The sequence below is a fragment of the Clostridium sp. CTA-17 genome (assembly GCF_054767895.1).
In genome coordinates this window covers 48618-60555 of sequence record NZ_BAAABF010000004.1, presented here as the reverse complement: position 1 = coordinate 60555, position 11938 = coordinate 48618, and the positions used below count along the sequence as shown (strand labels likewise).

The window sequence follows — 11938 nt, the reverse complement described above, 5'->3', positions numbered from 1 at the left end:
TAAAATTTATTTCGATACACGCCATTTTTGAATAAAAATAAGCCTATAGAGTAAGTAGAAAATCTTTTTTTAATAATGTTCTAAGTTCTTCAACAAATCTAACCTGAGCATAAGTATCTAGTGCAACTTCCTTAAGAGATTCTACAAACATTGATTTATTACATTTTTTTATGTTATTATAATAGTCCTTTGATAAGCGCCAATATTTTTGAGGGAATGCTAGATATGAAAAAACATATTTGAAGTCATCCTCTGTAAGAGGAGCAATTGAATTATATGTTTTAAGTATCTTTCTTGTTAAGTCTATATCCCAATTAGTATTTGATCTTTTTAATAAACGTCTCATGAAATAACATAAATCATACATAGAATAATTTAAGGATGCTTTATCAAAATCAATTACCCAAACATCAGTATTATCAATTAAAATATTTTTATTTACATAATCTCCATGGCAAAGAGATCTACTTAAATTTTTATTATTAATAGCTCCTGAAACTAAGAGAGCTTCTTTAGCTAGATAAATATTTTCATCAAAAACATCTAAAAATATTGATGAAAATTTGTCCTTATGTTTCATTTTAGTTGCAGTATTAAATGATGAAAGAATCTTATTAAAGTGTTTTAATGTGGATATGTAGAGACTATCAAATCCAGTTTTAATTAAACTACCTTCAATTGCTTTAAAGTTTCTTGAACAATTATGCATTTTAGCTAGATTTTCTATGGATAGTAAGATATGTTGTAAATTATCAAAGTTACATTTTTCACCTTTAACCCATGGACAAAGCATAAAAAGCATATTATTTGCTTTAACAAATCTACCATTAAACTTTGAAGGGAGCATTTTGGGAAGCTTAATTTCATTTCTAGCAAACCATTCCATAACTGAATATATGAATAAGAGAGTCCCTTCATCATAATAAACCTTTTTTAAGCAAAAAGTATTTTTAGGATTATTAATATCATCAATTAATTTATAAACAGCTCTATTTTTATCTGTATTTTTAAATTTTATATTCTCTATAGAATAGTTTTCTAAATTATACATAGGTAAAACTATGGACTCTACAGCATTAAAAATTTCATCAGCTTCATTAAACTTTTTAGAATGCTTTCCCATGATTAACCTCCTAATAAAAAATTCCTTATTATAAGCATATTATGATTAACTTTAGATTATACTTTAAAATGTGAAATAGTTTGATTTAAAGTCAAAAAAATTCATTTAGAGTTTGCTTTATAAAAATATATATAAAGTTGTAAATCTCTAGAATTATAAAAGGATTTTAAATAGGTGCATAGAATATATATAGTAGGTGATGCTATGAAAATAAGAGAGAATATTGAAATTTTCGAAAGAATAAAGTTAAATAAAGTCGCAAAGTTTTCAGATGAATCCAGAGGAAGAGAGCGCTTAGAAGAACCAGATGAGATAAGAACCTGTTTTATGGTAGATAGGGATAGAATAATTCATAGTAAATCTTTTAGAAGATTAAAAAGAAAGACTCAGGTTTTTATAAGAACTTATGGGGATCATTATAGAACAAGGCTTGTTCATACTTTAGAAGTTTCTCAAGTAGCAAGAACGATAGGAGTAGCTCTATCATTAAATGAATATTTAATAGAGGCTATTGCTTTAGGTCATGATTTAGGGCATGCAGCTTTTGCTCATATTGGAGAGGATATTTTAAATGATTTTCTTCCAGGAGGGTTTAAGCATAATGAACAAAGTGTTAGAGTAGCAAAAAAAATAGAGAAAAATGGTTTAGGTCTTAATTTGACTAAAGAAGTTTTAGATGGAATATTAAATCATAGTGGTTTTTCAAATGTGAGCAAGGTAGCAGGAACTTTTGAAGGACAAGTAGTTAGATTTGCAGATAAGATAGCATATGTAAATCATGATATAGATGATTCAATTAGAGCGGGAATTTTAAAAGAAGAAGATTTACCTAAGAACATTATTGAAATCTTAGGCGCTAGTGGCAGTGAAAGAATAGATACCTTAGTTAAAGATTGTGTTTTTAATACAATTGATAACATAGATAAAGGAGAACCTAGGGTATCTTTAAGTAATGAAATAGGAGATGCCTTTATTCAGCTTAGAAAATTTTTGTTTGATAATATATATTTAGGGAAATACTTAGAGGATGAGAGGAAAAAAGCAGAATTTGTACTAAGTAAGGTTATAGAATATTATTACAAAAATTGGGGAGAAATGCCTGAACTATATAAAAATATATGTGAAGAAGAAGGAATACATAGAGGGGTTACGGATTACGTCGCAGGAATGACAGATGATTACTGTACAAATGAGTTCAATAAAATATATATTCCAAAGTTTGTGATGTATTAAATATTTTTGGAATAATTAGGGCTAAATATTGCTAAAATATAATTATTATGCGTTTACACTTGAAAAATATTAAAAAAAAAGTTATATTTAAAATTTGAGAAGGATTTTATCAATTGATGTCGAATAATAATTAATTGTCAAAAAATATTAAGAAGGTGAGTAGATTTCTTGCGAATTTCAGAAGAAATTATAGAAAAAGTTAAAGAGCAGAACGATATTGTTGATGTTGTTTCTGATGTGGTAAGACTAAAAAGAACTGGAAGAAATTTTTCTGGTTTATGTCCATTCCATAATGAAAAAAGTCCATCTTTTAGTGTTTCTCCTGACAAACAAATATTTAAGTGCTTTGGGTGTGGGGAAGCTGGAAATGTAATAAGTTTTGTTATGAAAACTAAAAATTTAAATTTTGTAGATGCAGTTAAAGAGTTAGCTGATAGGGCTAATATAATAATACCAATAGAAGATGGTAAGCAAAGCGAATCGCAAAAGAAAAAGCAGGTTTTATATAACATAAATAAGCAAGCTGCTAGATATTACTTTTCTAATCTTCAAAATAATAAGGAAGCTAAGGAATATTTTTTAAGAAGGGGAATAAAAGAAAATATATTAAAAAGCTTTGGTCTTGGATACGCTAAGGATGGATGGCAAAATACCATAAACTATCTTAGAAAACAAGGCTTTAGTAATGAAGCTATTGAGGCAGCTGGATTAGGGATTAAGAGTGAAAAGGGAACTTTTTATGATAGATTCAGAAACAGAGTTATTTTCCCTGTATTTGACTACAAAGGAAGTGTAATAGGTTTTGGTGGTAGAGTTTTAGATGATTCTAAACCAAAATATTTAAACTCTCCAGAAACATTAGTCTTTCACAAAGGAACTAATCTATATGCTTTAAATTTTGCTATAAAGCATGGATTACAGGAAAGAACATTAATAATAGTTGAAGGATATATGGATTGTATATCACTTCATCAATATGGAATAACTAATGTAGTTGCTTCTTTAGGTACTGCATTGACAGACAATCAAGCTAGATTATTAAAAAGGTATGTAGACAGAGTAATAATATCATATGACGCAGATATTGCTGGGCAAATGGCTACTATACGTGGACTTGAGATATTGCAAAATGCAGGATTAGATGTTAGAGTACTAACTGTACCAAAAGGCAAAGATCCAGATGAATTTATAAGAGCTAATGGTAAAGAGGCTTTTATAAAGTTGATTCAATCTGCAAAAAAACTTATAGATTATAAGCTTCATAGGGCTAGAATTGGTATAGATTTTTCAGATAATAATGGATTAATAAAGTATGCTGAAAGAGTTGTTAATATACTATCAGATTTAAATCCTATAGAAAAAGATGTCTATATAAAGAGGATTTCAGAAGAAACATCCATAAAAGAACAAGCATTTTATGATTTATTAAATAAAAATTTAATAAATAGTAATAAAAACCATGAAAATGTGAATAATAAGGAAGAATATGGAACAAAATTATATGTAGAACCTCCTTATGTTAAATGTGAAAGAAGTGTTTTAAAACTTCTTTGTATGGAGGAAAACCATTCATTAGTAAAGAAATACTTAGAAGAGGATGATTTAATATCTCCTAATATTAAATCCTTAGAAAAGATAATCAATGATTCAATTGAAGAAATAGGATTTAATAACTTAGGAAAACATGTAGAAGCTAAGTGTGAAGATCCAAAAGTTTTAAAGGAATGGTTAGAAGTAAAAGACTTACTTATTCTAGATCATTCTTCTAATATAGAAGTTCTTGTTAGAGATTATATTAATCTTATTAGAAAATATAAGTTAGAACAAGAACAGACTACTGTGCTTAAAGAATTAAAAAGATGTGAACAAAACAATATGTTTAAAGAGTCACTTGATTTAGTGAAAAGAGCTAAAGAAATAAGTGATAAATTAAAAGAACTAGAAAGGAGTAAGTAGTTTTAATGGCGGAAGGAGGTAATAAAATGAAAGCTAAAACAACAAAAGCAAAAAAAGGTGAAGGTAAAGAAAAAGTTGACAAAATGGTCTTAGTAAAAAGACTTATAGATAAAGGTAAAAAAAGCGGTTCATTGACTTACAAGGAGATAATGGATGAGCTTGATGAAATAGAATTAAACCCAGAACAAATAGAGAAAATCTATGAGGTTCTAGAATCAATGGGTATAGAGGTAATCAGTGAAATCGAGCAAGAAGAGGAAGAAGAGGAAGAATTAGATCTTTCTGTTCCAGAAGGTATTGCTATTGATGACCCTGTAAGAATGTACTTAAAAGAAATAGGTAAAGTTCCACTATTATCATCAGAAGATGAAATAGAGCTTGCTAAAAAAATAGAAGAAGGAAGCAACTATGCTAAGAAAAAATTAGCAGAGGCTAACTTAAGACTTGTTGTAAGTATAGCTAAAAGATATGTTGGTAGAGGAATGTTATTCCTAGATCTTATACAAGAAGGTAACTTAGGTCTTATAAAGGCTGTTGAAAAATTTGATTACAGAAAAGGATATAAGTTCTCAACATATGCTACATGGTGGATAAGACAGGCAATAACTAGAGCCATTGCTGACCAAGCAAGAACTATAAGAATACCAGTTCATATGGTAGAAACTATAAATAAACTTATAAGAATACAAAGACAATTAGTTCAAGAGTTAGGAAGAGATCCATTACCAGAGGAATTATCAAAACAAATGGATATGCCAGTAGATAAGGTAAGAGAAATCTTAAAAATAGCTCAAGAACCAGTTTCATTAGAAACTCCAATTGGTGAAGAGGAAGATTCACATTTAGGTGACTTTATACCAGATGATGATGCTCCAGCACCAGCAGAAGCAGCTGCATTCACAATGTTAAAAGAACAATTAATAAATGTTTTAGATACTTTGACTCCTAGAGAGGAAAAAGTATTAAGATTAAGATTTGGATTAGATGATGGAAGAGCTAGAACTCTTGAAGAAGTTGGTAAAGAATTCAATGTAACTAGAGAGAGAATTAGACAAATTGAAGCAAAAGCTTTAAGAAAATTAAGACATCCAAGTAGAAGTAAAAAGTTAAAAGATTATTTAGATTAGTATCTTAAGATTAGTGCCTTAAAGGTACTAATCTTTTTTTAGTTAATATTTAAAAAGTTTTAATGTTATATAAAATGAGAAGTTTAAATTTATATGAAAAAGATTCTGAGTTTAAGGGAAGGAATAGATAAAAATTATGATTCATATAAAGTATAGAGATAATAATAAAAGCTAAGAGCTAGTTTCTGAATAAAGCTTTATTTTATGATATAATTACAATGAGGTGAAGTAGTAAATGACAAAATTTAAGGCTAGAAGAGGCCATGGCGTATTTGAAGTCTTGGCATATCTTTTATTAGGAAATGCACTATTAATCATATTAAATAACATAGTCAATGGTTATTTAGAGAGGAACTTAGTAATAGTATCAAGCTTTGTTTATAGCATTGTATGCATTTATTACATTTTACTTGATTTATCCTTAGTTTACGAAGTTAATGATGATTACATTGAAATAAATTGTTTTAAAGGATTAAAAAAACTTAGGATAGATTTTAAAGATGTAAATGGTTTTTTAGAGCAAGATAAAGTTATAAATGGATTTAAATTATCTGGTTTTGGAAAACATAAATATTGTTTTGGTAGATGTGTTGTTCATAATGTAGGGCTTGCTCGTATGTTTGTAACTTCTAGTAAGAGGGTTATATATATACATACAGAGGATATAAGCTATGGATTATCTCCAGATGAATTTGAAAAGTTTAAAGAGTTAATAGTATCAAAGGGCATAAAGGAAGAAAGTTTCAAGGTGAAAGTTAATAATGCAAGAGCAATAATAAGGGATAAGGGATTTTATATTCCTTTTATAATAACATCCTTATTAATACTAGGTATTATATTAATACCTTCTATATTATATTTATCAGGAGCTATGCCTGATAAAATGCCAGTTGACTTCAATGCACATTTCATACCTTGTACTATTGGAAGTGCTAAGGATTTTGTAGGAAGACAAATTATATATGGAATAATGAATATGATTCTGTTAGTATGTATTTATTATGCAAGTCATTTTTGTGCTAAATATGATAAAAAATTAGCTCAAAGATATATTTATTTGTCTTTAATAATATCATTGGTGTTTTTAATTTCTCAAATACAAACACTGGTAAATTATTTGTAGAAAGTGGGATAAGATGGAATTAAGTAAGAGATTAAAAAGAATAGCAGAACATGTTGATAAATGTGAAAGTGTAGCTGATATAGGTACAGATCATGGATACATACCTATATATTTAGTTAAAGAAGGAATATGTGAAAAAGCAATAGCTTCAGATATAAATAAAGGACCTATAGAGAAGGCAAAGGTTAATGTTGCTTTTGAAGGGGTTTCAAATAAGGTTAAATGTCTTTTAGGACCAGGGCTTAATCCTTTAAAAGTAGGCGAAGTAAATGGAGTTATATTAGCTGGAATGGGTGGAAATTTAACTAGAGATATTTTATTAGCTGATATGAAGAAGGTAAAAAAGTATGATTTTATAATATTACAACCGGCTCAAAATCCAGAGGTTTTAAGAGAGTTTTTATATAAGAATGATTACGAAATAATAGATGAAGACTTAATTAAAGATGAAGGCAGATTTTATGAATTATTTAAAGTAAAATACAATGAAAATTCAGAAAAACTAATATTTGAGGATGAATTATATTACGAAGTAAGTCCTTTATTAAGAGAAAAAGGTCATCCATTATTTAAGGAATTTATAGAAGAAAAAATAAATAGATGTGAGACTATATTAAGTTTTATAAAAGAAGATACAGAAGCGGCTAAAAAGAGAAAAAGTGATTTAGAAGAAAAGATAAATAAACTTAAGGGGATGTTATAATGAAATTAAATGACATTATAAATATAATAGAAGATATTGCCCCAGTTAATTTAAAAGAAGGCTTTGATAATGTAGGCCTTATGGTTGGGGATAGAGAAAAAAATATAACTAAGATTTTATTAGCTTTAGATTGTACTGAAGAGGTTATTAAAGAGGCTAAAGAGATTGGTGCAGAGCTTATTTTAACTCATCATCCACTTTTATTTAGAAAGCCAAGTACAATAACAACAGACACTCTATTAGGTAGAAAAATTATAAGCTTAATAAAAAATGATATAAATCTTTATTCAGCACATACTAACTGGGACTCAGTTAAAGGTGGATTAAATGATACCTTAGTTGAAATCTTAGGATTTAATAAAGGAATCATAATGGATAAAAGCCCAGTTGATTCTGAGGCTGGAATTGGTAGAGTAGTAGAGTTAACTAAGGAAATGACTGTCCTAGAAATAATAAACCTTATAAAATCATCTTTAGATATTAAGAATTTAAGATATGCAGGAGATTTAAATGAAGTTATTAAGAAAATTGCTATTGTAAATGGTAGTGGGCAAGATTTCTTTGGAGATGCAAAAAAACTTGGAGCAGATCTAATAATAACTGGAGATACAACATATCATTTTGTTTCAGATTATAAGGAAATGGGATTAAATATTCTAGACATAGGACATTTTAATTCAGAGTGGCCTGTTTTAATTAAGGTAAGTGAAAAAGTAAAAGAAAGATTAGATTCAGACGTGGAATTTATTGTTTCAAAAGAGGCTAAAGATCCCTTTGAATTCATATAATTTTTTTGGTATATAATATTACAATTAAAACATAATATTGGATAAATAACATTATTTGAATTTATGTGATTTTATTATATAATAGGTATGGTGTGGTGTTACGCCATACCTAAAATTTTATAAAAAAATCCAATGTAATTTGGTAGAGGTTCGTAACCATCCCTCTATAAAAAACTAAGGGCTGTAACTGTATTATAGGATAGTTATACTCTTTAGTATGCCTGTAATATAGTTTTTATTATTTTTAGGCTGAATTTATAAGCTTTTTTGTAAGTAAATGTAGATTTTTAAATAGCTATTAATAACTAACTTAAATTTTAACTAAGATTATTAAAAGTATAAATGAAGAGTTAAATTATGTTTTTAATAGGTGATTAATTTTTTTTTAGGATTATTATAAAGCTTAGTAAGATTAGTTTTAAAATTTATCTTAGCAAAAAGATAGTTATTAGGAAGCTTAAAGATAATAACAGTTCCTTTTGGTGAAGTTAAATCAAAGGGAGGAAATTAAAATGGATAAGAGAAAGGTAATTATTGATTGCGATCCAGGGATAGACGATGCTTTAGCCATTATTCTTGCATTAAAGTCAAAAGAGATTGAGGTTATTGGAATAACCACTGTATCAGGAAATGTTGAAAGTTTACAGGGAGCTAAAAATGCCTTAAAGGTACTTAAGCTTTTAGGTAGATTGGATATTCCTGTTTACTTAGGAGAAAGTAAGCCAATTAAAAGAGAGCTTGTAACAGCACAGGATACTCATGGGGAAGATGGCTTAGGAGAAACTTTTTTAGAAGAGGTCTCTAGTGAATATATTAGAGAAAATGGTGTTGATTTTATTTTAAATACTTTAAAAAATGATGAAAATGTTAGTATTATTGCTCTTGGGCCCTTAACAAATCTATGCAGAGCTATAGAGAAGGATTCGGAAACTTTTCATAGAGTTAAGGAGATAGTTTCTATGGGTGGAGCTTATAAGAGTCATGGAAATTGTTCACCAGTAGCTGAATTTAATTACTGGGTAGATCCTCATGGAGCAAGGGAGTTTCTAAAAAAGTTTAATGGTGAATTTACCATGGTTGGTTTAGATATTACAAGAGAGATAGTTTTAACACCAAATTTAAGAGAAATGATACATCAATTTAAAGATGAAATTGGTGATTTTATATATGATATTACTAGATTCTATGTTGATTTCCATTGGGAACAAGAGAGAACACTTGGATGTGTTATAAATGACCCTTTAGCAGTAGAGTATTTTATAAATAGAGAGCTTTGTGAGGGTTTTAAGGCTTATGTGGACATAGCTTGCCAGGACATATCAATGGGACAAAGTGTTGTTGATGTTGCAGATTTTTATAAAAAAAGAAAAAATGTATTTGTTTTAGATAAAGTTAATAGCAAAGAATTTATGGTAAGTTTTCTTAATAAAATATTCCCGAGTCATAAAGATGATATTAAAAATATACTTAATAATCCAAAGTATGGTATTTAATAAGGAGGGAATATTAATATGAGAAGTTCAAAGAGTTTAAAGTTAACAATAATGGGAATAGGAATAGCATTAAATATAATTGGAGCTTTTATAGCATTGAATTTAAGATTACCTATTTATTTAGATTCTATAGGTACAATTATGGTTGCATTTGTATTAGGACCTGTTTATGGAATGGTAACTGGAGTCTTAGGAAGTGTGGTTAGTGGAATAACCTTTGATATATATTCTTTATATTTTGCACCAGTTCAAATATTTACTGGATTTTTCGCTGGATATTTTTATGAAAAAGGTCTTATGAAAGGAAAGAAATTATTTTTAAGTGTATTTATAATGACTTTATTTGTAAGCTTCGTAGGAGCTTGTCTAACTGCCTATATATTTGGTGGTCTTACTTCATCAGGTTCTAGTTATATAATAGTTATTTTAAATAATTTAGGGGTTAACCCTGTAGTAAGTGCTTTTATAACACAATTTTTAACAGATTATTGTGATAAATTAGTAGCAGTTTTAATAATGTTACAGGTTGTTGTAAGATTGCCTAAAAATATTTTGTTAAGAGTACAAAATAATTAAATGGAGATGAAAAAATTTTGGATAGATATAATGTTATAGATAATAAAAATAATAGAGAAATAGTTCTTCTAAAATCTTTTCCTTGTGTATGGGGAAAGTGTGCCTTTTGTGATTATATAGAAGATAACTCAAAGAATACTGAAGAGATAATAAAATTAAATAAAGAAGTTCTTAGTAATGTAAAAGGAATTTATGGTGTTTTAGAAGTAATAAACTCTGGAAGTGTTTTTGAACTTCCAAAGGAAACCTTAGAAGAGATAAAAAGGATTGTTATTGAGAAAAATATTAAAAAACTTTTCTTTGAAGCACATTGGTGTTATAGAAATAGATTAAAAGAAATAGAAGAATATTTTGGAGTTCCTATAATATTTAAAACTGGAATTGAAACCTTTGATGATTATTTTAGAAATGATATCTTAAATAAAAATGCTAGATTTAATGATGTAGAAGAAGTAAAAAAATACTTTAAGTCAATATGCTTAATGGTTGGAATAAAGGGTCAGACCAAGGATATGATAAAAAGAGATATGGATATACTTTTAAATAATTTTAAGTATGGAACAGTTAATATATGGACTGAAAACACAACTTCTTTCAAAAGAGACGAGGAACTTATTAAATGGTTTGAAAAAGAATATTCTTTCTTAAAGGATAATAAAACCATAGAAGTATTATTTGAAAATACAGACTTTGGGGTAGGAGATTAGTATTTTATAGTAGTGTGTTTATAAATAAATTAAATTATTATAAGAATATAAATAAAGATTATATAGAAACATAATTTTATATTAAACTTTTAGGAAAAAGAACTTGTTTTATGGAGAAAACAAGTTCTTTTTCATATAATGGTGTATAAGTAATACTTAGGGTGGAGAATTATGTGGTCCAATTTTGGAAATAAATTTAATGGAGACTGCTTTAGAGGCTTAAGGAGAGATTTTAATAGATTAATTAGAAATTTTAGGAGAAATGCTTGTAAAAGATGTCTTATTAATAATTGTTATTTCAGAAATGCTTTAAAGTGGGGGGCTATAGGGGGAATATTAACTTTCCTTATAATAAGTCAAATAGGAGTTCCTTTAGCTATTATTTGTATTGGAATAGTAGCAATATTTGTTATTTGTAATAAATGGTAGAAAAAATGATTTGAAAAAAATAATTATATATGTTAATATTAATCTTGCGAGTAAGCCAGACAATCGCTGCTAGTCTTAGAACTAGGAGAGGAAAGTCCGAGCTCCATAGGGCAGGATGCTGGATAACGTCCAGTGGAGGTGACTCTAAGGATAGTGCAACAGAAATAAACCGCCTAGATTTATCTAGGTAAGGGTGGAAAGGTGAGGTAAGAGCTCACCAGGGTATAGGTGACTATACTGCTATGTAAACCCCATCTGGAGCAAGACCAAATAGGAGGACATATAGGGGCTGCCCGTCCCGTCCTCGGGTGTGTCGCTTGAGCCTATCGGCAACGGTAGGCCTAGATAGATGATTGTCAAATACAGAACTCGGCTTATAGACTTATCTCGTATTTATAAAACACTAGGTTATAATACCTAAGTGTTTTTTTATTTTACAGAAAAATATACTGATATTTTGTTTCCTTATTAACTTTAATCTTACAGTATTAATTCAATTTTATTGGATATACATAATAGAGGAGATTACAAATTTGAAAGGAATTCGTAATTTAGAAAAATATGAATTCATAACTAATAAATTCATAAGTGTTTTGTAAGAATTTAAAGGAGTTGAAACAAATGAGGAAAGTATTTGAGATTATAAAGATTATATTTTGTGTTTTATTTTTAGGTTATGA

11 protein-coding genes, 1 other RNA gene and 1 riboswitch are annotated in these 11938 nt (G+C 28.2%); of the genes, 11 read left to right on the top strand and 1 reads right to left on the bottom strand.

Translation table 11 applies throughout. From position 1 onward, the window contains the following. Positions 1 to 43: 43 nt before the first annotated feature. Positions 44 to 1123: a CotS family spore coat protein gene (locus tag ACYUCG_RS08435; protein ID WP_460268434.1), complete on the bottom strand. Its 1080-nt coding sequence runs from the start codon at positions 1121 to 1123 to the stop codon at positions 44 to 46. 204 nt (positions 1124 to 1327) lie between these two features. On the opposite strand from ACYUCG_RS08435, the gene ACYUCG_RS08430 reads away from it, so the two are divergent. From ACYUCG_RS08430 to rnpB, 11 genes are all read left to right on the top strand, one after another. Next, the gene (locus ACYUCG_RS08430) at positions 1328 to 2356 is read left to right on the top strand and encodes a deoxyguanosinetriphosphate triphosphohydrolase (RefSeq protein WP_011591022.1); all 1029 of its coding nucleotides are present in this window, start codon (positions 1328 to 1330) and stop codon (positions 2354 to 2356) included. 168 nt (positions 2357 to 2524) lie between these two features. Continuing rightward, the gene (gene dnaG, locus ACYUCG_RS08425; protein ID WP_283677971.1) at positions 2525 to 4312 is read left to right on the top strand and encodes a DNA primase; all 1788 of its coding nucleotides are present in this window, start codon (positions 2525 to 2527) and stop codon (positions 4310 to 4312) included. Positions 4313 to 4338: 26 nt separating this feature from the next. Then, complete coding sequence (gene rpoD, locus ACYUCG_RS08420) at positions 4339 to 5439, top strand: RNA polymerase sigma factor RpoD (RefSeq protein WP_003451215.1); 1101 nt, start codon at positions 4339 to 4341, stop codon at positions 5437 to 5439. Between the two features lie 235 nt (positions 5440 to 5674). Continuing rightward, positions 5675 to 6562, top strand: coding sequence for a PH domain-containing protein (locus ACYUCG_RS08415; RefSeq protein WP_139933889.1), 888 nt, complete (start codon positions 5675 to 5677; stop codon positions 6560 to 6562). A 13-nt stretch (positions 6563 to 6575) separates the two neighbouring features. Continuing rightward, entirely contained in the window at positions 6576 to 7265 is a 690-nt protein-coding gene (locus ACYUCG_RS08410; protein ID WP_460268433.1) for a tRNA (adenine(22)-N(1))-methyltransferase, read from the top strand. Beyond that, positions 7265 to 8053 (top strand): Nif3-like dinuclear metal center hexameric protein, encoded by a 789-nt coding sequence (locus ACYUCG_RS08405; RefSeq protein ID WP_460268432.1) that lies wholly within the window; start codon positions 7265 to 7267, stop codon positions 8051 to 8053. The genes ACYUCG_RS08410 and ACYUCG_RS08405 overlap by 1 nt, the downstream gene beginning before the upstream one ends. Before the next feature lie 139 nt (positions 8054 to 8192). Beyond that, positions 8193 to 8237, top strand: a riboswitch (PreQ1 riboswitch). A gap of 328 nt (positions 8238 to 8565) precedes the next feature. Then, on the top strand, positions 8566 to 9546 hold the full coding sequence (locus ACYUCG_RS08400) for a nucleoside hydrolase (protein WP_460268431.1): 981 nt from the start codon (positions 8566 to 8568) through the stop codon (positions 9544 to 9546). A gap of 18 nt (positions 9547 to 9564) precedes the next feature. Then, positions 9565 to 10122: an ECF transporter S component gene (locus ACYUCG_RS08395; protein WP_460268430.1), complete on the top strand. Its 558-nt coding sequence runs from the start codon at positions 9565 to 9567 to the stop codon at positions 10120 to 10122. Positions 10123 to 10139: 17 nt separating this feature from the next. After that, the gene (locus ACYUCG_RS08390; protein WP_283704734.1) at positions 10140 to 10829 is read left to right on the top strand and encodes a radical SAM protein; all 690 of its coding nucleotides are present in this window, start codon (positions 10140 to 10142) and stop codon (positions 10827 to 10829) included. A 171-nt stretch (positions 10830 to 11000) separates the two neighbouring features. Beyond that, the gene (locus ACYUCG_RS08385) at positions 11001 to 11258 is read left to right on the top strand and encodes a hypothetical protein (protein WP_283677966.1); all 258 of its coding nucleotides are present in this window, start codon (positions 11001 to 11003) and stop codon (positions 11256 to 11258) included. A 47-nt stretch (positions 11259 to 11305) separates the two neighbouring features. Next, positions 11306 to 11652: RNase P RNA component class A (gene rnpB, locus ACYUCG_RS08380), an RNA gene on the top strand. The last annotated feature ends 286 nt before the right edge of the window (positions 11653 to 11938 follow it).

Coding starts and splice junctions, on each gene's coding strand:
- ACYUCG_RS08435 (WP_460268434.1), bottom strand. CDS start 1,123: ATGGGAAAGCATTCTAAAAAGTTTAATGAAGCTGATGAAATTTTTAAT.
- ACYUCG_RS08430 (WP_011591022.1), top strand. CDS start 1,328: ATGAAAATAAGAGAGAATATTGAAATTTTCGAAAGAATAAAGTTAAAT.
- rpoD (WP_003451215.1), top strand. CDS start 4,339: ATGAAAGCTAAAACAACAAAAGCAAAAAAAGGTGAAGGTAAAGAAAAA.
- ACYUCG_RS08415 (WP_139933889.1), top strand. CDS start 5,675: ATGACAAAATTTAAGGCTAGAAGAGGCCATGGCGTATTTGAAGTCTTG.
- ACYUCG_RS08410 (WP_460268433.1), top strand. CDS start 6,576: ATGGAATTAAGTAAGAGATTAAAAAGAATAGCAGAACATGTTGATAAA.
- ACYUCG_RS08405 (WP_460268432.1), top strand. CDS start 7,265: ATGAAATTAAATGACATTATAAATATAATAGAAGATATTGCCCCAGTT.
- ACYUCG_RS08400 (WP_460268431.1), top strand. CDS start 8,566: ATGGATAAGAGAAAGGTAATTATTGATTGCGATCCAGGGATAGACGAT.
- ACYUCG_RS08395 (WP_460268430.1), top strand. CDS start 9,565: ATGAGAAGTTCAAAGAGTTTAAAGTTAACAATAATGGGAATAGGAATA.
- ACYUCG_RS08385 (WP_283677966.1), top strand. CDS start 11,001: ATGTGGTCCAATTTTGGAAATAAATTTAATGGAGACTGCTTTAGAGGC.